Origin of the sequence: Ensifer oleiphilus (assembly GCF_013371465.1) — a bacterium.
GTDB classification, from domain to species: domain Bacteria; phylum Pseudomonadota; class Alphaproteobacteria; order Rhizobiales; family Rhizobiaceae; genus Ensifer; species Ensifer oleiphilus.
In genome coordinates this window covers 199,619-222,779 of record NZ_JABWDU010000010.1, presented here as the reverse complement: position 1 = coordinate 222,779, position 23,161 = coordinate 199,619, and the positions used below count along the sequence as shown (strand labels likewise).

Here is a 23,161-nt window from a genome sequence, read left to right as displayed (position 1 = left end):
GTGGTCTTCCATCAAAGTGCCGCCGCAGGTACCGCTGCGCCGAGCTCTTGGCTCGACAATTCCTCAGCGATATCACCATTGAGGATCGCTTCGAATCGTTCGAGCGCGCGCGCCACATTGGCGCCGTCCATGACCCGGTGGTCGTAATGGATGCGCACTGTCACTGTGCCGTCCTCAGCGATGCGGCCGTAATTGAAAAGGGTCGTGAGGGGCGTCAGTGGATTGAGTGATTCTGCGCCGAGACCGGAATAGACCGATAGCTGGAACGTGCCGAAATAATGCGCTCGCCGTGACCCCATATTGAGCCCAAGCCACATGAGCAGCCAGCGGATTGGCCCAGGTGCGCGCGCGATCTTCAGGGCGCGTCGGAATTCCTTGATTTCTGTGACCGGTCGCGACCGCGCGTCGTCGATCAACGCGGCAAGTTCAGGGATAGCCCGGCGTTCCGGACATTTGATCTTGCTCAGCAGGACGACCCGCTCCCCCTCGTACTCGCGCTCATGAGCGATGGAGGCTACGCTTTCCGGATATTCGTAGAGCTGGGGCCACGGAAGTTTTACGTATGCACGCCGGAACTCCGGTGTCTCCCGGCAAAGAAGCGCATAGCCCTTCAGGAACAGGACGGTCCAGGACGGCCTGTTCGACTGCGCCAATCTGGCCCTCTGCAGCGGGTCGAGGTTCATCTGCCGCTGCACGGTCACGCGCGGAATCCCGATCGAAAACCGCATCAGGTCGCAGACAAGGCGCCTTGGCACCGAAAGCTTGATGGCTCGGCCTCGCATGATATCGCCTTTAGTAAAGGTAGGGGACGATGCGCTTGGTCCGCTGCATGTAGTCACGGTACTGAATACCGAAAATCTCCAGCATCATACGCTCCTCCTTGTCGACCCTCAGAAAGAAAAGTACCGCGAAACCGAGCAGGCCCGCGAGCCCCGCCACCCAGTTGGGCAACAGCAAGGCCTGGCCGACACCCATCAACATGAAGGAGGTATACATCGGGTGGCGAACGAAGGCGTAGGGACCACCGGAGATCAATTCGTGCTTGTCGCGGATCTCAAGGGTGATGGACCAGTTACGGCCGAGTTCCTTATGAGTCTTGCGAAAGACCCAAAGGGCGAAGAAGAAAACGACCGCCCCGGCGATCACGGACCACGCACTGGCGGAACGGTCGGCAGCCTGTGGAAAGCCGGTTGCGACATATAAGGCGGGAACGATTGCAAGGCCGATCAGCCCCGATGCGAGCCCAAACATGTCCACGGGCGAGCGGCGGTTGCTGACGACGTTAACGCGCTTTGCGCGGCGTTCGAATGGTACGCGAATAAAGTACCATGCGATGATGCCGATCACCCACACGATCTTGCCCAGGGTGGCCATCGATACGATCACTTCAAATCACCGAAGCCCTTCTGCGATCTACAACTCATTGGACGCAAAGCTCTGGATTGATCGCCTTAGCCTGCATTCATCTGCCTAAGCTTGGTAACGAATTCCTGTGGCCTTAGCCAGATACCGGGCGTCTTATATCCCATCGAACGGGCAATGTCCGCGACGAATGCATTGCAGTTGTAAACCGACGCCTGCCAGAATTTCGATTTGGCCTTGAGCTGCCTGATAAAGGCGACCGTCTTGTTGTACTCGGCCTCGGTCAGCATCACGCGCCAGCTTGCCGACCTGTATTCCTCCTCGAGGTCGCCGTCGCTCGCTCCGGTTTCTGCAGGTACGGGCAGGAAGTGGCCGATGACATAGGGTGTTGCGCTGGGGGTTGCCGGTGCAAGCCCGGCCACTTCGGGGTTGATCATTCCGCCGCTACTGTTCGTGCGTCCGAAAACGACGTAGGTATGGCCGTAGCTGAGGGCGTAGCGGGATCTAAATTCGATGAAATAACCGCTTTCGCGGACCGCACCTGCGGTCACAGCAGGTGCACTGCTGCTACTTGAGACGAAACGCGGTTGTGGCTTCTGATCTTCTGACTGACAGCCAGCAATCGCAAATGCGAGCACTGCCATCAGCATTAGTCGGCCTCTCAAAAGCGGCATCACTATGCGCTATCTCCTGAACTCCGATGAGCACACTTCTACTGGCCGACAACGTCAAAGTTGATCCGCCCGGCCAGAATGACGTGGGAAGGACGTTCGTCCTTCCCACCCATCCGAAGTTCAAGTTACTTGTAGACAGGTGCCGGCTCGGCGGCTACCGGCGGCGGCGCCTTGCCTTTGCCTTTGCCAATAGTATCGCAGCCGCTAAGGCTCACGACGGAAAGCAAGGTAACGATTACGATTAGGTTTCTGCTCATCAAGACATCCTCTCCTTACAATGGAATCGGTTTATCGAAGGCAACGCTTATATTAATAGGGCGTTCTACGCTTACGCCTAGTGCAAAAAGAACACATTTTGCATCGTCCGACATAAAAGCGTGTTCAAATGACGAGAACCTTCGTTCCGACAGGAGTGCGGTTGTACAGATCGACGATATCGTCGTTCGTCAACCGGACACAGCCGCTCGATACTGCCTGGCCGATCGTCCAGGGTTCATTTGTTCCGTGCAACCTGAACATGGAATCCTGGCCGCCCCGGTAGAGATAGAGAGCTGCTGCTCCAAGTGGATTATGCGGCCCGCCGCTGACGCCGCCGGCGTATTGTCGCAAGTGCGGTTTGCGCTCCATCATGCTTTCGGTCGGCGTCCACGACGGCCACTCGGCCTTGCGGCCGATCGAGGCCGGCCCCTTGAGCGTACGGCCATCTTCTCCAACGGCAATGCCATAGCGAATGGCCCGTCCGCCGCCCTCGACGAGGTAGAGATAACGCTCGGATGTGTTGACGACGATTGTCCCAGGCGGTTCGTTTCCGTCATAACCAACAGTTCGACGTCGATAGCGATACGACGGTCCGCCGCCGAAGGCAGAAAGAATTGGCCCGCCATACCGTTCTGCCGTTGATGTGCACCCAGATGCCGTTAATGCCAAGCTGCCGAGCAGAATCGCTCGGCGGGTAACGCCGCGACTGTCCATATCCACCTGCTAGTAAATCGGTGAGCACTGTTTCGTCTTTAACACTCATGTGTCCTTCGGCCAAGATGCTATGCTTGGTCCCGTGGTGGATGGCGCCCGGTAATACGGGTGCATCAGGGAGATTGGACTTGGAGGGGCGCGAGGCCGCCTGACAAAATCCATGACATCCGATGAAACTTCTTGCAGCCTGTGTCTGTCTCTGGTCGATTAGAGTCGGCAACGAGGATGCATAGAATGAAGCTTGGCTTCGCCACGAAAGTCGCACTTGTCACCGGAGCGGGCTCCGGAATAGGTGCAGCCATTTCTCGCCAACTGAGCGAGGAAGGGGCGACGGTGGCTGTGGCAGACGTCAATGCCGAGGCCGCGCGTGAGGTGGCGGCTGAAATCTGTTCGTCCGGGGGTACAGCTTATCCCTTTGAGGTCGACGTCGCCGACGCTGCTGCGGTGGAGGAATTGATCGCTTCCGTTGTCAGGGTATGCGGTGGCCTTCATCTGGCGGTCAACAACGCAGGTGTAGACGGCGTGCGAAAAGTGACGGCGGATTATGCGATTGACGATTGGCAGAGGCTGCTAGACGTCAATTTAAATGGCGTGTTCTACTGCATGAAGTACCAGATCACCGCGATGCTCGGGCAGGGCGGTGGCGCGATCGTCAACATGTCGTCCATCCTGGGGTCGGTCGGCTTGCCCATGGCATCCGCGTATACGGCCGCCAAACATGGTATCGTCGGTCTGACCAAGGTCGCAGCAATCGAATATGCAAGACGAGGCATCCGCATCAACGCGGTCGGCCCCGGCTGGATCGAAACACCTTTGGTGTCCGAACGATCCGATCTGGCGAGCAACCGACGTTTGGAAGCGCTTCAGCCAATGGGCCGACGGGGAACACCGGACGAAGTTGCAGCGCTCGTCTGTTTTCTGCTGTCCGAACAGGCCAGCTTTATCTCCGGTAGCTACCACCTGGTCGATGGAGCCTATACTGCCCACTAGACGGCAAGCCGGGTCTCTGTTCGGGTGGTTATCATTCGACGGTCGTTCGGGCGGATCTAAGTTCGCGGAATAAAATCGGATCGGCTGTTCCGCGGCTGACGCCTCTGTTTTGCATGTCCCTTCATCGCCGGACCACGTTCTCCGATGTCGGCGGCGGGCCTCGGTGGGAGCCACAAAGCCGCCGCTCAATGGTCAGCAAATTACCCTACCGCTGCCGCACCCGTCCCTTTCGAGGGCTCCATTGTACGTGACGTTCCACATGCATCCCCTTTGAAGGAGCAATTGAGCACGGCGGTCGATCGCTGCCGAACACGTCACAAAGGAATAGACATGATTACTCGCCACAAACTCGTTGCATCGCTGACCGTAGCATTCCTCAGTGTTGCGGGCTTCAGCCCGGCATCCGCATTCGAAACTGCCCAGTCGCAAGCGGCGCAGCCGACGCAGGATCAAGCTGACAGCAAGGGGGCAGGCGCGCCCATCAGCGACCAGAAAATCCAGGCCTTCGCGGTCGCCTATCTCCAGGTCGACAAGGTCAGGCAGGAATATTCGGCGAAAATCGACGCGACGACTGACGCCGCAGCAAAGGAAAAGCTGGAGGCCGAAGCGAGCAAGGAGATGGTCGAGGCTGTAGAATCGTCTCCCGCCATTTCAGTGGAGGAATACTCGTCCATTCTGTCAGCCGCACAGGCCGACCCGGCTGTTGCCAAGAAGATCCAGGAAAAACTTCAAGCCGGGGCGCCGGCTCGGCAATAATCAGAGCGCGCCAACGCAGCCATCAGGGGCACTAGCCCTGATGGCTGCCGGAGGTTGAGTGCTAAACCCACCTCGCGCTTCCTCATCCAGCTTGCCGCCGGATGGGCGTGTGCGTCAGCTTCTCCTCTTCGATCGCATCGCTCGATACGGATCCCAGCTAGTCAGCGCGCGTCGCTCCCGGCGCAATGCTGTTGGCATGATGTTTTCCGCGCCGAGGTCACTCAGCTCCAGCCGCGCGGTCGCGGCGAAACTCGGGCGGCTTCGGACCCGCTGGCGCGTATCGCAACTCAATATCAGCACGGCGTGACGTGTTGGCTGGCAGTTCCGGCCTCGCTTCGCCAGGCGTCGAGGGGTCGAGCAGGTCGCCCCGGACGAGGCACATTTCCAGAACCAGCGGGTCGCCCTGGTCATCAGTGCCGGCAAAATTGTTGGGATGAAGAAAGACGATTGAAAAATTCGTCATTCCCTCGATAAATCGAAGAATCCGATCTCGATGGAGGTCGACATCGTGAAATTCGATGACGACGCAAGTAAAGCGGCTCGAATTCATCGCTATGTGATCGAGGATTCTGTACTCGGATCCCTCGATATCGATTTTCAGGAAGATGTTGCTGCCCGAAAATTCCTTCAGCAGGCTCGGGACGTTAACTTCGCCCGGTTGATCATAGCCGATCCTGATCTGCCGGTGCTCGACGCCCGGCCGACTGAAGAACAAACGATAATCCAGGTAGCGCCCCAACCTGAGCCAACGAAGGCGCAAAACCTGTTCGGCATAGTACCGGAGCCAAAACTTCCAGGTGACAGAGTGATCGAAACAAACGATATGCACATCTGCAAGTCGCCGAAACGCCTTCTCGAATTGCCAATCGTCGTTCAATCCCATGCTGATCAGGAATTTGGAGGCAAGCACGGCGCGCCTGGGAACGATATAGCCTCCGTCACGCGGAGATCCGAGCCGGATCAGGCCACCTGCTTCGATCGGCTTCCATATTGCAGGCAGCATTTCGGGTCTCCTGATTCAACCCAGCAGTGCTAGCAGCATCGACTTTCGATCGCGTTAACCCGTTGGGTTCAACGGCGACGCCTGTCCGCTCCTATCGCGGTAGGGCCGGAACGTTCGCCCGTGTCGAGGTCAGCGCAAAGCGCCTGACTGTCAGGTGGCGCGGGCAATTCCGAAGCTCTCGTTTTTCTAAACGATCAGTCAACTGGCTACTCGGAGCCGGTTTCGGATTGGTGAGCCGGTAACTTCGTTGGCGACCTTCTGAGCCTCCTCCCGCACCGCCATGGAGGAGACAACGCCGTCCAGGTAGATCAATCCGCGTTCATGCGTCACCGAAATATCAGTTTCCGTCAGGTTGCCGCAATAGGCAATTGCGGTGGTCACCGCCATTACACCAGCAATGTCAAAGCGTTGCGACGTAGTGTGCGACGTGAATGTTAAGCCGAACATAGGCGGTAGCTCCAGGTATTGGTCAAATATCCGTTCATCTCCCGTTCATGTTGGCTGCCAAACGACGGGGTGTCGACCCGTCAGGCGAACACAATCGGGTCACGATATTTTTATCCGCCCCGCATTCGCCGGCGAGATCAGGAGCGCTGGGCTTCGGCCTCGGTCGTTGGTGATAATGTATTTTTTCCGGTGCTTTTCGTTAACGTTTTGACAACGATTGCGACCGCGAATGGCGCATCTTGTGCGCGGTCGAGACGCGCCGCCTGACCCCTCCATGCTAAAGGAAACAAGATGAAATCCAGATCTATTGCTGCTTGCGCGATCCTTTTGACCACCTGCGCCGTTGCACAGGCACAGCCCGTGAAGCTCAATTCCTTCGGCGCCTGGGGCGTGTACTCCTATAAAAACGATGGCCGCGACACCTGCTATATTCTCTCGATTCCAACGACGATGAAGCCCGATCACGTCGACCACGGCGAGAACTTCTTCCTTGTCGCGCCGTCACCGCGGCTGACCAGCGAATACGTGCCGCAAGCGATCATGGGCTACGACCTCGAGCCCGGTTCGACCCTGACCGCTACGGTCGGTGACAAGGCTTTCACCTTGGCTTCGCAGGGCCGGGCCGCATGGACGCGGCGCGAGGCACGCGACGCCGAACTCGTTGCGGCGATGAAGGCGGGGGCGACGATGACGTTGAATGCACGCTCGCGCCGCGGCACGGAAACGAGCTACTCGTTCTCGCTGAAAGGCATGACCGCGGCGCTCAAGGGTGCTGCCCGCTGCGCACGATGAGTTGGGCGCCAGATGGCCTCGCTGATCGTCCAGATGTCCTGCGCGCTACTGTCGTGGCTTGCGTTCGAGAGTTGCGAAGGGAGCGGGAAGAGCGTGGCGGAGCCGCTCGCCGATGCAAGGAGCGTTGGGCGCGCCACCGGCCTTGCAATCCCTCGTTTCGTCTCCCTGAAAAGTGGCGCTGCCAGACTCCGGATAGGGCCGTCCACCGATTATCCGATCATCTGGCTCTACGTCACACCTGGTCTGCCGCTTGAGGTCATGGAAGAGTCCGGCAATTGGCGAATGGTCCGCGACGCGGACGGAGCAACCGGCTGGATGTCGGCGGCGTTGCTCTCCGGTCAAAGAATGGCCACCGTCGGCAGCTGGCTGGAAACGAACGCCGCGCTGCGAACCGCGCCTGCAACGGCAGCATCCGAACGTGCCCGCCTGCAGGGCGGCGTGCTCGTCAGGCTTGATCGTTGCGACGGAACCTGGTGCGAAGTCACAGTCAGGCGACATGGTCTCGTCGGATATGTCAGGCAAGTGGATTTATGGGGCGTCTATCGCAATGAGGTCATTGGCTAACCGTCAGCCTTCCCGAAACGTTGTCATTCATCGCCGGAAAGCCCCCATCGGCGCGGCGACAAAGAGGGCCCGCACAAGCGTGCTTTTGCAGGGGGTTCGGCTATCCGGTGTACGTCGTTGAGTTGCGTCGACGCGTCTCGATTGCGAAAAGAATAGAATTTTCAATGGACATTGGGAACTCCGCGTCGTAATAAAGGCAACCGTTTGCGCCTCGGCCGTCATCAGCCATTGTAAAAGCGCAGTTTCTCCGCGCCAATCGACGCAGCTCGTATCGTTATAATGATACTCATCTGACGATTGCCGAAGATTGACTTAGTGGCCCCCCCGATACTCGGGGTTCATATCTATAGAAGGCGCTTTCTTGAGCGGTGTTTGCTTGAGGAGTGTTGAAAATCACAAACAAGGAGAGTGCGTCAGCTATTGAGCAGGCGGCAAGTTTTTATGGCTTTTATGACTGAATATGAGAATGGCTCTTCCGAGAGGTCGACGAAGATCCGGTTGAAGAACGTCTACAAGATTTTCGGTGAACATCCCGATGATGGCCTAAAGCTACTTCGCTCCGGCAAGAGCAAGGCAGACATTCACAGAGAAACCGGTTGCTCCATTGGCGTCAACAATGCCAGTTTCGACATCAAGGCGGGAGAGATCTTTGTGATCATGGGCCTGTCCGGCTGCGGAAAATCCACGCTTCTTCGCTTGCTCAACAGATTGATCGAGCCGACCTCAGGCTCGATTGAGATCGATGGCCAGGACATCACCAATATGTCGCCCAAGGCGCTGATCGACCTCCGTCGCCGGGACATCAGCATGGTGTTCCAGTCCTTCGCGCTTCTCCCAAACCGGAATGTTGTGAACAATGCCGCCTTCGGCTTGGAAGTGGCTGGCGTCGGGGACGTCGAGCGCAAAGCCAAGGCCATGGCGGCGCTGAAAGCCGTCGGGCTCGAGGGCTATGGCGAAAGCCGCCCGGACGAGCTTTCAGGCGGCATGAAGCAGCGCGTCGGCCTTGCCCGGGCGCTGGCAAGCGAGCCGTCGATCTTGCTAATGGACGAGGCCTTTTCTGCACTTGATCCGCTCATCCGGACGGAAATGCAGGACGAGCTTGTGCGGCTGCAATCCGAACGAAGCCGCACGATCGTCTTCGTCAGCCATGATCTCGACGAGGCGATGCGCATCGGTGACCGTATCTGCATCATGCAGAATGGCAATGTCGTTCAGGTGGGCACGCCGGACGAAATCGTCGTCAATCCGGCCAACGACTACATCCGGTCGTTTTTCCGCAATGTCGACGTCTCCCAGGTTTTCAAGGCCGGCGACGTGGCCCGACGGAATCAGATTACCATCATAGACCGACAGGGAGTTTCCGCTGCTGCGGCATTGGAGCAGATGAAGAGCCGCGACCGGGAGTTTGCGATCATCGTCGGCCGCGACATGAAATACCATGGCATGGTCAGCCAGACGTCGTTGATGGAGAAGATCCGTTCAAAGGCGGAAGACCCATACCGCAAGGCGTTTCTCGCGGACGCGGCGCCGATCCATGCCGGCGAACAACTCTCTGGAGTTCTTGGGCAGGTGGCGGCAAGCGCGTGGCCGGTTCCCGTTGTCGACGACCAGCATCGCTATGTCGGCGCCATCAGCAAGTCGGCGCTGCTTGAGACGCTCGACCGCGCCAACTGAACCTTCCCAGCCAATTGGATAAAACCATGAGCTTCGACATCGGAGACGGCATCGATTCGGCCGTCAATTACATCCTCGACAACTTTTCACCAGCGCTCGATCTCACCGCCGCGTCGATCGGGTTCGTCACGACCGGGTTGCAAAGCGGCCTGCTCGCAATTCCAATGCCGGTCGGTATCGCGATTTTCGCTCTTCTCGCCCTGTGGCGCGTCTCGTTCGGCTTCGCGGTCTTTGCTAGCCTGTCGCTCGCGCTGGTTGGACAGATGGGGCTGTGGGCCGCGATGATGGAGACGTTGTCTCTGGTCATTGCTTCGACGGTCATCGCGATGATCGTCGGCCTGCCGCTCGGCGTCGCCATGGCCCGCCGCGATAGCGTCGCGGCGGTCATCCGCCCGGCGCTCGACCTGATGCAGACAATGCCGGCCTTCGTCTACCTCATCCCGGCGGCAATGTTTTTCGGGCTCGGCGCCGTTCCGGGAACCATCGCAACCGTCATCTTTTCGATGCCTCCAGTCGTGCGCCTGACCAATCTCGGCATCCGCCAGGTGGATTTGGAATTCGTCGAGGCCGGCAACGCCTTTGGTTGCACGCCAACCCAGCTTCTCCTCAAGGTCCAACTCCCCAATGCCATGCCATCGATCATGGCGGGCATCAACCAGACAATCATGCTGTCGCTGTCCATGGTGGTCATCGCCTCGATGATCGGCGCCGGTGGCCTAGGCAACACGGTGCTGACGGGCATCCAACGGCTCGATGTCGGCACTGGTTTCGAAGGCGGTCTGGCGGTGGTCATCCTCGCCGTCATTCTCGATCGCCTCACCCAGAGCCTCGGAAAGAAGGGGGCCACCTGGCGCCTGCCGTTTGTGAAACTCGCCATGCGCCACCCTGAGGCAAAGACGGTTTGAGTGCCATCCTCTCTGCCGCGGGCCGTGCCCGCCGTCGTCCGAAATGCATAGGAAGGATTGATATGTTCAAGACAATCACAACCATCGGCCTTGCAGCCATGCTTGTTGCCGGTCCGGCAGGCGCCAGCTTTGCCAAGGAGGCAAAGCCCGTGAAAATCGGCTGGGCCGCCTGGTCCGACGCGGAATTCGTCACCAAGCTCGCAGCAAAGATCATCAAGGACGAATTGGGGCGGGAGGTCGAACTCGTGCAGACCGACGTGGCGCCGCTCTATCAAGGCGTGAGCCGCGGCGATCTCGATGCGATGATGATGGCCTGGCTGCCGCAGACCCATGCCGACTATTACGGCAAGGTGAAAGACAAGGTCGAGACGCTGGGCACCGTCTACGAAGGCGCCAAGCTCGGATGGGTTGTTCCAGCCTATATTCCCGAAAGCGAGCTCAACTCGATCGAGGATCTGCAGAAGCCCGAAATCAGGCAGAAGCTTGGCTCGACGGTTCAGGGCATCGACCCCGGCGCGGGCCTGACGCGGCTTTCGGAAAAGGCGCTCAAGGACTACGGACTTGAGGACTATAAGCTTCAGATCTCCAGCGAGGCCGGCATGCTGACCTCGGTCGACCGCGCGGTCAGGACCGAGAAGTGGTTCGTTGCAACGTCGTGGAGCCCCCATTGGATGTTCGGCAAGTACGAGCTTCGCTATATCGCCGATCCGAAGAGCTCGCTTGGTGAGGCCGAGCATGTCGATGTGCTGGCGCGGCAGGGGTTCAAGCAGGACAATCCCGAGGTCGCAGCCTTCCTTACCCGAATGAAGCTGCCGATCGGCGATCTGGAAGCCGCGATGTTCGAGGCGCAGCAGACCTCGTACGACGCCGCGGTCGAGAAATACATCGCGGATCATCCCGATCAGGTGAAGGTCTGGATCGGAAGCTAAGCCGACCATCCGCTGAAGATCAGCCGGCGTCTGCAAGAGGACGCCGGCCGCACCGTTGGCACGGGAATGGAAAGGGATACCGATGAACTTCAACAATTGGGAAAACGTGGCCTGCGTACAGGACGATACGATCGGCGGCCGCATGTCACTCGCGCGCGACGCGCTGAATGTCTCGGCACAAAGCGCTGCCAAGATCGTTGGCGTGGAGACGAAAACGTGGTTCGACTGGGAAAATGACCGCGCCGCTCCACGCGCCAATCGCCTGGCGATGATTGCCGGCGTCTTGAGTGTCAGCCTCTCGTGGCTGCTGACGGGCCGAGGGGCGGGGCCGCGCTGAAGAGCGAACAGCGAACCCCCTTTGCCCCAGTCCGCCAGGCCGTCCGTGTGTTCAAGGTGCGTTCGCGCGTTTGCAAGCCGCCCGAAAGAGCACCTCCACGGTTGGGGAGCCTATTTCCCGGCTTACCGTCGAGCTGCCTCGATGATCTCCCGGGCCATGGTTTCAGCCACGTCGTCGGTTGTGCGGCCTTCTTGCGCGGCGCGCTCGAAGATGCGCGTCAACGTCGAGGGGATCTGGCTGACGCGGGCCATCACGTGGTCCAGGTTATAGCGGCCGCTTCCAATTTCCGCAGCGACGTTGATGACGCCGCCTGCGTTGATCACGTAGTCAGGCGCATAGAGGATGTCTCTTTCCCGCAGACGTTCGCCGTCGGTGACCGTGGCAAGCTGATTGTTGGCGGCTCCGGCAACGATCCTGGCTTGCAGCAGCGGGATCGTGGCGGCTGATAGGACGCCACCGAGCGCGCAAGGCGCGAATACCTCGACATCCGCAGCAATGATCTCCTGACCCTCGACGACTGTTGCGCCGAATTCTTCAGCAGCACGTTCGGTGCGTGCCGGGTCGAGATCGGAGACAACCAGCGTGGCGCCTTCGGCTTGGAGCCTTTGGGCGAGCCCCCAACCGACCGAACCGAGTCCCTGTATCGCCACGCAAATGCCCTTCAGGTCGTCGCTGCCGGTGCGATGACGCAACGCAGCCTTGAGGCCGAGGAATGTGCCCAATGCGGTAAAGGGCGATGGATTGCCGCTGCCGCCACGGGTCGTTCCGCTGACATTCGGTGTGCGCTCGGCAAGAAAATCCGCGTCCGCAAGCGTCATGCCGACATCTTCGGCCGTGATATATTGGCCGACGAGGGCGTTCAGCATCTCTGCGTAGGCCTCGAGCATTGCCGGCGTCTTGTCCTTTTTCGGGTCGGCGATGATGACTGCCTTGCCGCCGCCAAGCGCCAGACCGGCAATGGCCGATTTGAAGCTCATGCCGCGTGAAAGGCGCAGCGCATCGGTAACGCCGGCCGCGAAGCTAACGTGCGGCCAAATGCGCGTACCTCCCAATGCCGGGCCGAGGACCGTCGTGTGAACGGCGACGATTGCCTCCAGGCCACGCTCGGTGTCGCGGCCCAGCCAGACCTGCTCGTGGCCGTCGAAGCCGGGCAGGGCTGTGGCTTCCGCCGTAATGTCGGTGACATCGAGGGTGGTAGCGCCGGTCACTTCACGACGCAGATTCAGCACGTTTTGCATTGGTTTTCCTCCCCAATGGTTTGACGGCTTGAAGACTACCCATTCCTGACGATTTTTGGTTTCGAAATGGGACCCGTCGTTCGATCGTGAATTTCGCCGGAGCAAATCGCTGCGCAACAATTGCAAAGGATAGCCCCTCCCGCCACGGCGGCTGTCTGTAGTAATTGGATGTTGTCGCGACGAGTTTCGGCGGCTTGTTCTGTCAAACGGCTCCGCTGCCGGGGCGAGCGGGCAGTCGAACGCAGCCCATTGAGCGGGCCCGCAGGCGTTTGCGACTTTAGGTCGACGCCGGCGCGGGAACTGCGCTCGTGGCTGGTTTCAGCCTGCCGGTCAACACAAGGCTCAGGGCGAGGAATGGAATGAGCATGCCGAGGCCCAAGCGCATGTCGCTGTGCTCCGCGACCAGGCCGATCATCGGCGGTCCAATCAGGAAGCCGAGAAGTGCCACGAACGACAGGATGGCGACACTGGCTGCCGCCGGCCGGTCGTTCTGGTCGGCGGCGGCCGTGACCGCAAGCGGGAAACCGACCGAGACGCCGAAGCCCATGGCTGCGAAGCCGACGAGAGCCACCCAGGCCGCTGGGCTCGTGGCGACGAGGGCCAGCCCTGCGATACTCGCAACGCCACAGGCGCGGGAAACTGCAATCGGTCCATAGTTGGCCTTGAGGCGGTCGCCCCCAAAGCGTCCTGCGGCAACCATGAATGCGAAGATCGAATAGCCGAAGCCTGCGCCAGCGCCGGTGAGTCCGAACACGTCACGCAGGTAGACCGCCGACCAGTCCGCCACCGCGCCTTCTGTCATTGTAATGCCGAAGACGAAGAAGCAGATGCCGAGCAACGCCCGGCTTGGCCCGCGGCGCCTTGCGCCAGCGAGAGGCGCATCGGGCCTTTCCGTGGTACGAAGATCGGGTAGTGTCCTAGCCGCCAGCAGGCTGATAGGCAACATCGCCGCTGCCGTTGTCAATACGGCCCATTCGGGCGATACGCCGATCGCCGCCAGACCAATGCCGACCAGGCTGCCCGCCATGATGCCGAGACTCCAGAAGCCATGACAGGTGCTCATGATCAATTGGCCGGATCGCTTCTCGATCGCGTCGGCTTCGACGTTGAGACCCAACTCCAATGTCGCCAGCGCCACTCCGACAACAGCGAGTGTTGCGAAAAGCATCTCGATGCTTGGCGCCCATGTCGGCAGCCACACCAGACCCAGGAAGACCACAAAACCGTAGAGAATGGTGGCGCGGCCGCCGATGCGAGCGACGAAGCGGCCAGCGAAGGGCAGGGTCAGCAGGATGCCGGCGGGCATTCCCAGCAGTGCGATTGCCAGGTCCGCCGGTCCGAGGCCGAGCTTCTGCTGAATGTCGGGAATGCGCGGCAGCCAGGCGCCGAAGGCAATCGGCTGCAGGAAAAAGATCAGCATGATGAGTCGTTGACTGGTCATGCGCATTGCTCCTCGCGGTATCGCGTTGTCAAATTGGCCGATTGTCACCGTCCCCACGGCACAGTGCGTGAGAGTGAGTCTGAAAATGATTTTCATAATTTCTGAGGCACGGTCGCTGTGCTGTCAACCGGGCGTTGCCGAGATTGGTCAGAATTCGATGCCCAAGAACCGCCAATGCCGATAGAAATTGCGGGTAGCGCACGTGGCCTCCGCATGCGGCTCGTTGCGCGTTCTTCACCAGCTTTCGATAGGGCGATGAAAAGAATGAACACGAACGCCATGCGGTTGGTTCAATAGCCGTGAAGAGCACGATCAGGTGAGGAATGCGGTGGTTCGCGCGCCGGCCGCGAAAAGGCGCAGGCCGGGCACGACCTCAATCCCCCTGACCGGCGTGCGGCTTCAGACTTTGTCGATTTCGGCTGCGGCGATGTCAGCGATTTGCAGGGTTGGCACAATATGCTGCACCTCTCCATCCTCGATGTGCCATGCCGCTGAAAGGCCCGCCCAGGCGAGTATCCATTGCAACAGGCGCTTGCGCTCCAGCTGTGCGGCCTGAGCCACCACTGCCACCTGCCTTGCCAGGCGACCGGGAGCCGTGGCGATTGGATGGTCTGGATTGCAGAAGAGGTTGGCGTAGTCGAATCCACGTTCACCCTTCAGCCGTTTCGGATCGATAGCGAGCCAGCCCCGATCCGCGAAATCGAGAATGTTGCCGTGGTGAATGTCGCCGTGAAGGGGGACGACGTCACGGGGGTCGGAAAGAAGGAAGCGCGCCGCTTCGGCGGATCGCTCCAACCGCTCGCCCTCCGGTGCCGTCGTGAGCGCCTCAAAGCGCTCAGCGAGCGGGGTGAGGCAAGGCTCTGGTGCCGTGCGTGGTTTGTGCAGAGACGCAACGGCGTTGCAGATGATGAGGCTGGCTTCGTCGTCGGCGCCATTCGCGGCCATTTCTGCGAGCGACCGGACACCGACCGCGCGCTCAAGCAGGATGGCGTCGTCATCATGCGCGATCACGCGCGCAGCGCCGACCCCGCCCCACCATAACATGAGGCCAGCACCCCATTTCTCCTCCGGCGCCGTCGCAACCTTCAGCATGGCAGGCGCGCCGCTGCAAAGCACCGGAAGGAGGCGGCTTGAATGCGTGACAATCGGATCCCCATCGGGCGTCAGCGCCCAACGGTCGATATAGGTACTGAAGCGGTTGCCGTTGGCCATGGTCTTCGTCCTTGTGCACAATGACCGCTATAGGCCACTTCGAAAGTGGAACAAAGCCGCGTCCTGAAGGTCACTTCCTCTGCGCCGACGCATAGCGACGAGATGTCGAGATGGTCCGCCCGGGACTTGTCGTGTCCGCTGATCTGCGTCTGGGATCCATCGTTGATGAAGAACCGCGTTTGATCGGCGATGTCGGTTTCGCCAACGAAGGCCTCATGGATATCGAGCAGCTGACGGCTGGCCGTTTTGATCGATCGCAAGCCGCGTGTGTTCAATCTAAAGCACAAAGAAGGCAATAAATACAATCTTGTATGATAGCTGTTTGACATATTGGTTTCGAAAGTTCTTCGGCGAATCCCGAACGGATTTTTCCCACTCCGACAGAATGACGATCAATCATTTCTTTTGTCTACTATTTTAATAGACAATAGTTCGTATCAGATCAGGTCTAGCACCTGGCTTGAAACCGAGAGATGAAGGGACGGGCAGAATGGGCATTCTCCAAAATAGAAAACTTCTGGCAGCCGGCGCGATGGCCGCCATGGTGTTTGGTGCATCGGCGACGTTTGCGGCCGACGCTTTCGATCTCAGCCCCGAGCAGACAAACCGGTTGCGGGTGGAAAAGAACGACAAGCGCATCGCAGAGGTCCCTGCGGACTTTAAGTTTGTCCAGGACGGCGCGCTGACAATCGGCATCAGCACCAGTGGCCATCTTCCGCTGCACGACTACGCGTCCGACAGCAAGACGGTCATCGGTTATGACGTCGATCTGGCGCAAGCGCTTGCCGACAGCCTCGGGCGCGATCTGCAACTGGTTTCCGTCGCCTGGGCGGATTGGCCGCTTGGGTTGGTGTCCGGCAAGTTCGACGCCGTGATCTCCAACGTCACGGTAACGGAAGAGCGCAAGGAGAAGTTCGACTTTTCCACGTATCGTAAGGATGAACTCGGTTTCTATGTGAAGGCCGACAGCAGCATCCAGGCGATCAAGGCGCCGAAGGACATCGCCGGTCTGAAGGTGATTACCGATGCCGGAACCAATCAGGAAAAGATCCTGCTCGAATGGGACAGGCAAAACCTCGCCGCCGGCCTGTCGGCAATCGAGGTGCAGTACTATGACGATGACGCCGTCAAGGATCTGGCGGTTCAGTCCGGGCGGGCGGACGTGGTGTTCAGTGTCAACGCGACGCAGGCCTATTCCGCAGCAATCAACGGCAAGACCAAGCTCGTCGGCACAGTCAGTGGCGGTTGGCCGATCTCGGCCGAAATTGCTGTTACGACCCGTAAGGGCAGCGGCCTTGCCGAACCGTTGACCGGCGTCATCAATGATCTGATAGCAAGCGGCGATTATCGCAAAATTCTGGAGACCTGGAAACTCGGTCCCGAAGCGATCGAGAAAGCCCAGACCAATCCGCCCGGCCTGCCGAAGAGCGGCTCGTAAAACGCTGAGCAGTGCAACATCGAGCCGGCGCGCTACAGCGCCGGCTTTTCGCATGTGCACCATCTAGGAAAGCCGGGGCTGCCTCGGCTGGGAATTGCAGGATTTCATGAACGACAACGATGACATCTCGAAGAAACTCGGAACCAACACGAAGCTTTCGCGGGCGGGATACGATCCGTTCGACTATCACGGCTTCATCAACCCGCCAACGGTGCGCGCCTCAACGGTGCTCTTCCCGAACGCCAAGGCGATGGAGAGCCACGACCAGAAATACACCTACGGTACACGCGGCACGCCGACGACGGATGCTCTTTGCGAGGCCCTTAACGAGCTTGAAGGGGCGGCCGGTACCCTCCTGGTACCGTCAGGGCTTGCAGCGGTCACGCTCGCGTTCCTGGCGCTGCTGTCTCCGGGGGACCATGCGCTGATCGTCGATTCCGTCTACGGCAACGTCCGTCATTTCTGCGACACCATGCTGGCCCGCTTCGGCATCGAGGTCGAATACTACGATCCCGGTATCGGTGCTGCGATCGAGACCCTGTTCAAGCCGAACACCAAGCTCGTTCACCTCGAGGCACCAGGCTCCAACACGTTCGAGATGCAGGACGTGCCCGCGATCACCGCCGCCGCGCACCGCATTTCGGCTGTCGTGACGATGGACAACGCCTGGGCGACGCCGCTGTTCTTCAGGCCGCTCGATTTTGGCGTGGACGTCTCGATCCAGGCGGCAACCAAGTACCCGACGGGCAATTCGGACATCTTGATGGGCACCGTCTCTGCCAATGCGCAATATTGGCCGCGCCTCAGGCATATGAATGGCGCGCTCGGAATATGTGGCGCACCGGATGACGCCTATCAGGCGCTGCGTGGACTGCGCACGATGGGCGTGCGTCTCGAACGCCATCAGGCGAGCGCGCTTGAGATCGCCGAATGGCTCGAAACGCGCGGCGATGTCGCGCGTGTGCTCTATCCAGCACTTGCGAGTTTTCCTGGCCACGCCGTCTGGAAGCGGGATTTCAAAGGTGCGAGCGGCGTCTTTTCCTTCGTGTTGAACGTCGCACGACGTGATGAGTACAAAGCAAGGGCCCAGGCATTCCTGGACGGTCTGTCGCTCTTCGGGCTCGGGTATTCCTGGGGCGGGTTTGCGAGCCTCGCGCTTCATGTCGATCTCGCGGATCGGCGCATCCTGACGGCGCCGACCGAGGGGCCGGTGCTGCGGCTTCACATCGGCCTCGAAGACGTCGGGGACTTAAAGGCCGATCTTGAGCGCGCTTTCGCGGCAGCCACTGCAATCTGAGCGGCTGCTGCAGGTACCGTTCAAAGGTTTCCTCCCTGACCCTGCCGTCGATCAGGGCAGGGGGATGGCGCCGGTGACATGGGGCACTTCATAGCCGCGCTTGACGGCCGGGCGAAGCGCAAGCCGCAGATACCAAGACCGGACATTCGGATAATCGGCAAGGTCGATCTTGTGCCGTGCATAGCGCGAGACCCAGGGCCAGGTCGCCATGTCGGCAATCGAGTAGTCGTCGACCAGGTAGTCGCGGCCTTCAAGACGGGCATTCAGCGTTTCGTATAGCCGCTGCGTGTCCCTGCGGAAGGTCTCTTCGGCAAAGGGTGCCATGCCGACATTGTAGGTCAGGAAATTGTGGGCGTGGCCGAGCGTTGGACCAAAGCTTGCCGCCTGCCACATTGACCACTCGATCGTATGGTGCCTTGCAGCGCCGCTCGCTGGAAGGAAGCGGCCGGTCTTTTCTGCGAGATAAATGAGAATGGCGCCGGACTCCGACAGAGTGATGCCGGTGGCGTGGTCGGTGATCGCCGGTATCTTGCCGCCTGGATTGATCGCCAGAAAATCCGGTGAGAATTGCGCACCCTTGCTAATGTCGATGGCATGCGCTCGATAGTCCAGACCGAACTCCTCAAGGGCGATCGCGATCTTCAGCCCGTTTGGCGTGATCCAGGTGTAAAAATCAATCATCTGGCGCTCAATCGAACATCAGTTCGTCGACCGGCAATTTCGCCATGCCGAAGCGGCCGGTGATATCGTCGAGCCCGTCAAACATCTTGCGCAAGGCATGAACGACCGTTTCCACGCGTGGATCGACGACCCTGTAAACAATAGCCTTGCCGTCACGCCGCCCCTCGATAATGCCGGCCTCGCGCAACTCAGCGAGTTGTTGCGACAGTGTCGGCTGGCGTATGCCGAGCTCGGTTTCCAGCACTGAGACCGATGCCTCCGTTTCCATGAGATAGCACACGATTGCCAGGCGATTGGAGTTCGCGATCAATTTCAACAATTCGCTGGCCTCGCCAACGCTGCGACAGACCTTTGTCGGTGCCGGTTTCGTCATGAATGCCTCTCTCGCTTCATAAAAAAGTAAAGTGAGATTCGGTGGATTTCAATGCGCAGACCGATACGAAAGGCCTTTGCGGCAGAACATTTTAATGTCGGTAGAATTTGTAGATTAATTATCTCGACAAGCAATCGGCAAGGGCACGACCTTTCTCGCATTCATTTTATAAAAAAGTAGATTGATCGCACTGACACTGCAAGACTTCGATTGGAATGGTCATGAGGATTGGCGTTCACCCCAACAACCTGCATCTGCGTTTGGCAGGTCTATGGCCCGGCGCGTTTGCTGAACTCGATCCGGAATTTATTTCCTACGGCGAGGGGCGGGATACGGCCGCGCTGATCGATCAGGGCGCTATCGATTTCGGCGGCACCGGCTCCACGCCGCCGCTGGAGGCGGACGCCCGTGGTCTTGGGGTGGAATACATCGCTGCCTCGGCCCCGCGTCCCGCAAATGGTGCGATCTTCGTGCGCGCGGCGAGCGACATCGCATCGGTCGCCGATCTGGTCGGGCGCAGGGTCTCGTTGATCGACGGCTCCTTTCACACCTATCTGCTGGCTCGCAGCCTGGAAGGGCAAGGCTTTGCGCTGTCCGATGTCGAGCGCGTCGAGAGCGGCACCCGCGATTCGTTGACGGAGTTGCTGGAAGGCCGTGTCGATGCCTGGGTGGCGATGTCGCCGCGCCTCGAAAAAGCGATCGAGCGAAGCGATCTGCGTCTGCTTCTGCGCTGCGGGGCGGCAATCCCGAACCGTTCCCTGTTCTGGACGCTGCGGCGGACGGGGCTTTCATCCGGCGAGCTTGCGGCAATCGCAGCCGAGCTCAACCGGATCGGCCGCGAGATTGCCGCCGATCCGAAGGCCGCTGCACACCTGCTCGCCGCCGATGACCGCATCGGGACGCACGTCGACGTGTGGGAGCGGGTCGTGCGTTCGCGCGATTTTACCGTCGGTCCGATCGATAGCGCCGTTCTTGCCGAGCAGCAGGAGGAAGCCGACACGCTGTATCGCCACGGCCACTTTCATCATTCCATCGCGGTCGCCCAACCGCTGAAGACAGCCTATTGAGGATCTGAACGTGAACGTATTCTGGTATATGTGCGCGCCCGACGGCGCTTATCCCTGGCAGCCGGAGGGTTCGCGCAAGGTCGATTACGGCTATTACAAGCAACTGGCACAAGCCTACGATCATCTCGGCTATACCGGCACCTTGTTTGCAACGGGTGCCCACGATGTCTGGGTGCTGGCGAGTGCGCTGCTCTCCCATACCGAGCGCCTTCGCTTCCTGGTCGCGATCCATCCGGGGCTGGTCGCCCCGACATTGCTCGCCAAGATGGCGGCCACCTTCCAGGAGTTTTCGCGCGACCGCCTGCTGATCAATATCGTCTCCGGCGACGCCAAGATGCTCGGCGCCTACGGAATGATGCTGCCGCATGACGAGCGCTACGACATGGCGGATGAGTATCTGCAGCTCTGGCATCGGCTTTTCGCCGGCGAAAGCGTCACCCACAAGGGCAAGTATTTCTCGACCGAGGGCGCCAAGCTCGCATTGCCCGTCAGTGAGACGATCGCGCCGCCGCCCCTTTGGTTCGGCGGCTCCTCGGACAAGGCGATCGATGTCGCGGCCAAGCACGTCGATACTTATCTGTCCTGGGGCGAGACGCCCGAGCAGATCAGGCACAAGATCGAGGCGGTGAAAATCCGGGCCGCCACATACGGCCGCGAACTCCAATACGGTATCCGGCTGTATGTCATCGTGCGCGACACCGATGAAAAAGCCTGGGAGGCGGCAGCCGATCTCTATTCGCGCATGGACGACGCCGCGATCGCCGCCAATCAACGCTTCGTCGCGAAAAGTGATTCCGTCGGTCAACAGCGCATGACGGCCATGCACGGCGGGCTGAAGCCGGACAATCTGCGCGATCTTGAAGTCGCTCCCAATCTCTGGGCGGGCATCGGGCTGGTAAGACCAGGTCCGGGCACGGCGATCGTCGGCTCTCCAGATACTGTCCTTCGCACCCTCGAAGCCTATCAGCAGGCCGGCGTAGAGACGTTCATCCTATCTGGCATGCCACTGCTGGAAGAGGCATACCGCTTCGGGGAAAAGGTTCTGCCGCGCCTTGATGTTCAGCGGGATGTGGCACCGGCGCGCAACTTCACCTGGTCCACCCTGTTCGACCGCGATCTGTCCACCGTGAAGAGCACGTGAGCCTCTCGTCATAAGGTATGTTTGTGTGGCCATCACCGAAATCCACCCGACCGAAGCGGCCTCCAGCGGGCGCCTGTTCGTGCAACGCATACTCAAGGGGATAGAAGCGAGCCTGGGCATCGCGGCAGCATCGGTGCTCGCCGTCCTTCTTGCCGTCGTTCTTTCGAGCGTCTGCATGCGCTACTTCTTCAACACCGGCCTTGTCGGCGCAGAGGACCTGGGGATTTGGCTGCACGTGGCGCTGATTGCAATCGGCGCACCGTTGAGCCTCAACAGCGCGCTGGCCATGCGCCTTGATGTCTTTGCCAAGATGCTGCCGTCGCGGCTCTATCCGGCAACGCAAGTGGGGGCCGATGCCTTCACGGTCGTCACCGCGTTGGTGCTGGCGTTCGGCGGCCGTGAGATCATGAGCATGCTCGGCGGCATCTCGCCAACGCTCGGGGTACCGGAATGGTACCGGTTCGGCTTCCTTGGCGGTGGCGGTTTGCTGATCCTCCTTGTGCTCATCCTGCAGCGCGTCGGCGAAGGCAGAACCCTGCAAGGCCTGCTTTCCGTTGTGATCGGCGCTGCGATCTATGCCGGAATTCCGCATGTTGCCGTCGAGGTCGACTGGCCCCCAAGCATCGTTCTCGGTCTCGTGGCCGCCCTGGGGCTGGTGCTGGCCGCGCCGCTGCCGCACGCCTTTCTTGCCGCAGCCTACGTTGCCATCGCCTTTGGCAGCAGTCTTCCGGAGCCAGCGATCGTCTCCTCGACGGTAACCGGGATCTCCAAGTTCCTTCTTCTCGCAATACCCTTCTTCCTGCTGGCCGGTGGCTTGCTGACCGCATCGGGCGTCGCCAACCAGCTCGTGCGCTTTGCGGCTTCTATCGTCGGTCATCGGCGCGCGGGCCTCGCCCAGACCACACTTCTGACAAGCGTGCTTTTCTCTGGCGCTTCGGGCTCTTCCGTTGCCAACGCCGCCTTCGGTGCCTCGACGTTCCAGCCGGAACTCGTCAAGCATGGCTATCCGCCGGCACAGGCCGCAGCCATCATCGCGTCCACGTCGGTGCTCGACAATGTCATCCCGCCATCGATCGCGTTCCTGATCCTCGCCACCGCGACCAATCTCTCGGTCGGCTCCCTGCTGGTCGGTGGCTTCTTCGCCGGCGGTCTGATGGCGATCTGCCTTGCGGTTGCGATCCATCTGACCGTGCGCGAACAAGTGCCGCAAGCCCGTGCGACCAGCGCGCAACGCTGGCAATCGGCGAGACAAGCCATTCCCGCCTTCGGCCTCGGCATCATCGTCGTTCTCGGCATTCGCTTTGGCATCGTCACCACGACGGAAGCTGCGGCATTGGCTGCGCTCTACACGCTGTTTCTCGGACTTGCCGCGCGGTTCGGAATCCGTTCGTTCTATGCGGCGTTCCGCCAGGCAGCGACCGAAGCGGCCGCGATCGGGCTCTTGATCGGAACAGCCGGCCCCTTTGCCTTCCTGCTTGCCGTCGATGACGTCGCCGGCCTGGTGTCCAACCTGACGATGCTGCTCGGGGGTAGCGCGCTTGCAGTACTTCTGCTTTCCAACATCATTCTTCTGGTCGTTGGTCTGGTGCTCGATATCGGTGCGGCGATCCTGCTTTTCGGCCCTATCCTCTTACCCGCAGCCGTCGCCGCCGGCATCGATCCGATCCACTTTGGCGTCATCATCGTCGTCAACTTGATGATCCATGGGCTGACGCCGCCGCTTGGCATGCTGATCTTCGTCGTCAGTGGCGTCACTGCAATACCGGCCCCCGCACTCTTCAAGGCGGTGGTTCCCTATCTCCTCGCACTTCTTGTCTCCCTCGCGATCCTTTGCGCCTGGGCAATTATTTTCTAACCAACAGGATCTT

26 protein-coding genes are annotated in these 23,161 nt (G+C 60.0%); 14 read left to right on the top strand and 12 right to left on the bottom strand.

Annotated features, from left to right (window positions below; genetic code table 11):
• Positions 1 to 11: 11 nt before the first annotated feature.
• From HT585_RS28155 to HT585_RS28135, 5 genes are all read right to left on the bottom strand, one after another.
• Positions 12 to 782 (bottom strand): hypothetical protein, encoded by a 771-nt coding sequence (locus tag HT585_RS28155; RefSeq protein ID WP_176356091.1) that lies wholly within the window; start codon positions 780 to 782, stop codon positions 12 to 14.
• A gap of 10 nt (positions 783 to 792) precedes the next feature.
• The gene (locus tag HT585_RS28150) at positions 793 to 1,374 is read right to left on the bottom strand and encodes a protein-S-isoprenylcysteine O-methyltransferase (protein WP_176356148.1); all 582 of its coding nucleotides are present in this window, start codon (positions 1,372 to 1,374) and stop codon (positions 793 to 795) included.
• 77 nt (positions 1,375 to 1,451) lie between these two features.
• Entirely contained in the window at positions 1,452 to 2,036 is a 585-nt protein-coding gene (locus HT585_RS28145; RefSeq protein ID WP_176356090.1) for a hypothetical protein, read from the bottom strand.
• Positions 2,037 to 2,161: 125 nt separating this feature from the next.
• Entirely contained in the window at positions 2,162 to 2,293 is a 132-nt protein-coding gene (locus tag HT585_RS28140) for an ABC transporter (RefSeq protein ID WP_176356089.1), read from the bottom strand.
• A 124-nt stretch (positions 2,294 to 2,417) separates the two neighbouring features.
• Positions 2,418 to 3,008, bottom strand: a complete 591-nt coding sequence (locus HT585_RS28135; protein ID WP_176356088.1) for a L,D-transpeptidase — start codon at positions 3,006 to 3,008, stop codon at positions 2,418 to 2,420.
• Between the two features lie 234 nt (positions 3,009 to 3,242).
• Here HT585_RS28135 and HT585_RS28130 point away from each other — a divergent pair, with 234 nt between their 5' ends.
• Positions 3,243 to 3,998: an SDR family NAD(P)-dependent oxidoreductase gene (locus HT585_RS28130; protein WP_176356087.1), complete on the top strand. Its 756-nt coding sequence runs from the start codon at positions 3,243 to 3,245 to the stop codon at positions 3,996 to 3,998.
• A 330-nt stretch (positions 3,999 to 4,328) separates the two neighbouring features.
• Entirely contained in the window at positions 4,329 to 4,754 is a 426-nt protein-coding gene (locus HT585_RS28125; protein WP_176356147.1) for a DUF4168 domain-containing protein, read from the top strand.
• Positions 4,755 to 4,971: 217 nt separating this feature from the next.
• On the opposite strand, the gene HT585_RS28120 is transcribed toward HT585_RS28125, so the two are convergent.
• On the bottom strand, positions 4,972 to 5,757 hold the full coding sequence (locus tag HT585_RS28120) for an FkbM family methyltransferase (protein ID WP_176356086.1): 786 nt from the start codon (positions 5,755 to 5,757) through the stop codon (positions 4,972 to 4,974).
• A gap of 198 nt (positions 5,758 to 5,955) precedes the next feature.
• Entirely contained in the window at positions 5,956 to 6,204 is a 249-nt protein-coding gene (locus tag HT585_RS28115) for a BON domain-containing protein (RefSeq protein ID WP_176356085.1), read from the bottom strand.
• Positions 6,205 to 6,495: 291 nt separating this feature from the next.
• Here HT585_RS28115 and HT585_RS28110 point away from each other — a divergent pair, with 291 nt between their 5' ends.
• The 6 genes from HT585_RS28110 (at position 6,496) to HT585_RS28085 (ending at position 11,405) form a co-directional block, all read left to right on the top strand.
• Positions 6,496 to 6,996, top strand: coding sequence for an invasion associated locus B family protein (locus HT585_RS28110; RefSeq protein ID WP_176356084.1), 501 nt, complete (start codon positions 6,496 to 6,498; stop codon positions 6,994 to 6,996).
• 93 nt (positions 6,997 to 7,089) lie between these two features.
• On the top strand, positions 7,090 to 7,560 hold the full coding sequence (locus HT585_RS28105) for an SH3 domain-containing protein (protein ID WP_343214104.1): 471 nt from the start codon (positions 7,090 to 7,092) through the stop codon (positions 7,558 to 7,560).
• Positions 7,561 to 8,001: 441 nt separating this feature from the next.
• Positions 8,002 to 9,234: a glycine betaine/L-proline ABC transporter ATP-binding protein ProV gene (gene proV / locus HT585_RS28100; RefSeq protein WP_176356083.1), complete on the top strand. Its 1,233-nt coding sequence runs from the start codon at positions 8,002 to 8,004 to the stop codon at positions 9,232 to 9,234.
• Between the two features lie 26 nt (positions 9,235 to 9,260).
• Complete coding sequence (locus tag HT585_RS28095) at positions 9,261 to 10,139, top strand: ABC transporter permease subunit (protein WP_176356082.1); 879 nt, start codon at positions 9,261 to 9,263, stop codon at positions 10,137 to 10,139.
• Positions 10,140 to 10,201: 62 nt separating this feature from the next.
• A complete protein-coding gene (locus tag HT585_RS28090; protein WP_176356081.1) occupies positions 10,202 to 11,068 on the top strand; it encodes a glycine betaine ABC transporter substrate-binding protein in 867 nt (288 codons plus the stop codon).
• A gap of 82 nt (positions 11,069 to 11,150) precedes the next feature.
• Entirely contained in the window at positions 11,151 to 11,405 is a 255-nt protein-coding gene (locus HT585_RS28085) for a transcriptional regulator (protein WP_176356080.1), read from the top strand.
• Between the two features lie 122 nt (positions 11,406 to 11,527).
• On the opposite strand, the gene HT585_RS28080 is transcribed toward HT585_RS28085, so the two are convergent.
• The 3 genes from HT585_RS28080 to HT585_RS28070 form a co-directional block, all read right to left on the bottom strand.
• Entirely contained in the window at positions 11,528 to 12,643 is a 1,116-nt protein-coding gene (locus HT585_RS28080; RefSeq protein WP_176356079.1) for a Glu/Leu/Phe/Val family dehydrogenase, read from the bottom strand.
• A 277-nt stretch (positions 12,644 to 12,920) separates the two neighbouring features.
• Positions 12,921 to 14,084, bottom strand: coding sequence for an MFS transporter (locus tag HT585_RS28075; protein ID WP_176356078.1), 1,164 nt, complete (start codon positions 14,082 to 14,084; stop codon positions 12,921 to 12,923).
• Positions 14,085 to 14,483: 399 nt separating this feature from the next.
• The gene (locus HT585_RS28070) at positions 14,484 to 15,296 is read right to left on the bottom strand and encodes an aminoglycoside phosphotransferase family protein (protein ID WP_176356077.1); all 813 of its coding nucleotides are present in this window, start codon (positions 15,294 to 15,296) and stop codon (positions 14,484 to 14,486) included.
• Positions 15,297 to 15,427: 131 nt separating this feature from the next.
• Between HT585_RS28070 and HT585_RS28065 the strand changes: the two genes are divergently transcribed.
• The 3 genes from HT585_RS28065 to HT585_RS28055 all read left to right on the top strand — a co-directional run bounded on the left by HT585_RS28065 (position 15,428) and on the right by HT585_RS28055 (position 18,031).
• Entirely contained in the window at positions 15,428 to 15,595 is a 168-nt protein-coding gene (locus HT585_RS28065) for a hypothetical protein (RefSeq protein ID WP_176356076.1), read from the top strand.
• A gap of 191 nt (positions 15,596 to 15,786) precedes the next feature.
• A complete protein-coding gene (locus tag HT585_RS28060) occupies positions 15,787 to 16,734 on the top strand; it encodes an ABC transporter substrate-binding protein (RefSeq protein WP_176356075.1) in 948 nt (315 codons plus the stop codon).
• Positions 16,735 to 16,840: 106 nt separating this feature from the next.
• Entirely contained in the window at positions 16,841 to 18,031 is a 1,191-nt protein-coding gene (locus HT585_RS28055) for a cystathionine beta-lyase (RefSeq protein WP_176356074.1), read from the top strand.
• A gap of 51 nt (positions 18,032 to 18,082) precedes the next feature.
• Here the strand turns inward: HT585_RS28055 and HT585_RS28050 are convergent, their stop codons facing one another.
• Positions 18,083 to 18,712 (bottom strand): glutathione S-transferase family protein, encoded by a 630-nt coding sequence (locus HT585_RS28050; protein WP_176356073.1) that lies wholly within the window; start codon positions 18,710 to 18,712, stop codon positions 18,083 to 18,085.
• Positions 18,713 to 18,719: 7 nt separating this feature from the next.
• Positions 18,720 to 19,085, bottom strand: a complete 366-nt coding sequence (locus tag HT585_RS28045; protein ID WP_176356072.1) for an ArsR/SmtB family transcription factor — start codon at positions 19,083 to 19,085, stop codon at positions 18,720 to 18,722.
• Between the two features lie 221 nt (positions 19,086 to 19,306).
• Between HT585_RS28045 and HT585_RS28040 the strand changes: the two genes are divergently transcribed.
• Genes HT585_RS28040 through HT585_RS28030 form a run of 3 tightly spaced genes read left to right on the top strand, consistent with a single transcriptional unit; the run spans position 19,307 to position 23,148 of the window.
• Positions 19,307 to 20,152 (top strand): ABC transporter substrate-binding protein, encoded by an 846-nt coding sequence (locus tag HT585_RS28040; RefSeq protein WP_176356071.1) that lies wholly within the window; start codon positions 19,307 to 19,309, stop codon positions 20,150 to 20,152.
• A 10-nt stretch (positions 20,153 to 20,162) separates the two neighbouring features.
• Complete coding sequence (locus tag HT585_RS28035) at positions 20,163 to 21,293, top strand: LLM class flavin-dependent oxidoreductase (RefSeq protein WP_176356070.1); 1,131 nt, start codon at positions 20,163 to 20,165, stop codon at positions 21,291 to 21,293.
• Between the two features lie 25 nt (positions 21,294 to 21,318).
• Positions 21,319 to 23,148: a TRAP transporter large permease subunit gene (locus HT585_RS28030; protein WP_176356069.1), complete on the top strand. Its 1,830-nt coding sequence runs from the start codon at positions 21,319 to 21,321 to the stop codon at positions 23,146 to 23,148.
• Positions 23,149 to 23,161 lie beyond the last annotated feature (13 nt).

Coding starts and splice junctions, on each gene's coding strand:
- proV (WP_176356083.1), top strand. CDS start 8,002: ATGGCTTTTATGACTGAATATGAGAATGGCTCTTCCGAGAGGTCGACG.
- HT585_RS28155 (WP_176356091.1), bottom strand. CDS start 782: ATGCGAGGCCGAGCCATCAAGCTTTCGGTGCCAAGGCGCCTTGTCTGC.
- HT585_RS28045 (WP_176356072.1), bottom strand. CDS start 19,085: ATGACGAAACCGGCACCGACAAAGGTCTGTCGCAGCGTTGGCGAGGCC.
- HT585_RS28110 (WP_176356084.1), top strand. CDS start 6,496: ATGAAATCCAGATCTATTGCTGCTTGCGCGATCCTTTTGACCACCTGC.
- HT585_RS28115 (WP_176356085.1), bottom strand. CDS start 6,204: ATGTTCGGCTTAACATTCACGTCGCACACTACGTCGCAACGCTTTGAC.
- HT585_RS28120 (WP_176356086.1), bottom strand. CDS start 5,757: ATGCTGCCTGCAATATGGAAGCCGATCGAAGCAGGTGGCCTGATCCGG.
- HT585_RS28140 (WP_176356089.1), bottom strand. CDS start 2,293: ATGAGCAGAAACCTAATCGTAATCGTTACCTTGCTTTCCGTCGTGAGC.
- HT585_RS28090 (WP_176356081.1), top strand. CDS start 10,202: ATGTTCAAGACAATCACAACCATCGGCCTTGCAGCCATGCTTGTTGCC.
- HT585_RS28095 (WP_176356082.1), top strand. CDS start 9,261: ATGAGCTTCGACATCGGAGACGGCATCGATTCGGCCGTCAATTACATC.
- HT585_RS28060 (WP_176356075.1), top strand. CDS start 15,787: ATGGGCATTCTCCAAAATAGAAAACTTCTGGCAGCCGGCGCGATGGCC.
- HT585_RS28075 (WP_176356078.1), bottom strand. CDS start 14,084: ATGACCAGTCAACGACTCATCATGCTGATCTTTTTCCTGCAGCCGATT.
- HT585_RS28150 (WP_176356148.1), bottom strand. CDS start 1,374: ATGGCCACCCTGGGCAAGATCGTGTGGGTGATCGGCATCATCGCATGG.
- HT585_RS28055 (WP_176356074.1), top strand. CDS start 16,841: ATGAACGACAACGATGACATCTCGAAGAAACTCGGAACCAACACGAAG.
- HT585_RS28080 (WP_176356079.1), bottom strand. CDS start 12,643: ATGCAAAACGTGCTGAATCTGCGTCGTGAAGTGACCGGCGCTACCACC.
- HT585_RS28125 (WP_176356147.1), top strand. CDS start 4,329: ATGATTACTCGCCACAAACTCGTTGCATCGCTGACCGTAGCATTCCTC.
- HT585_RS28040 (WP_176356071.1), top strand. CDS start 19,307: ATGAGGATTGGCGTTCACCCCAACAACCTGCATCTGCGTTTGGCAGGT.
- HT585_RS28145 (WP_176356090.1), bottom strand. CDS start 2,036: ATGCCGCTTTTGAGAGGCCGACTAATGCTGATGGCAGTGCTCGCATTT.
- HT585_RS28130 (WP_176356087.1), top strand. CDS start 3,243: ATGAAGCTTGGCTTCGCCACGAAAGTCGCACTTGTCACCGGAGCGGGC.
- HT585_RS28050 (WP_176356073.1), bottom strand. CDS start 18,712: ATGATTGATTTTTACACCTGGATCACGCCAAACGGGCTGAAGATCGCG.
- HT585_RS28085 (WP_176356080.1), top strand. CDS start 11,151: ATGAACTTCAACAATTGGGAAAACGTGGCCTGCGTACAGGACGATACG.
- HT585_RS28070 (WP_176356077.1), bottom strand. CDS start 15,296: ATGGCCAACGGCAACCGCTTCAGTACCTATATCGACCGTTGGGCGCTG.
- HT585_RS28135 (WP_176356088.1), bottom strand. CDS start 3,008: ATGGACAGTCGCGGCGTTACCCGCCGAGCGATTCTGCTCGGCAGCTTG.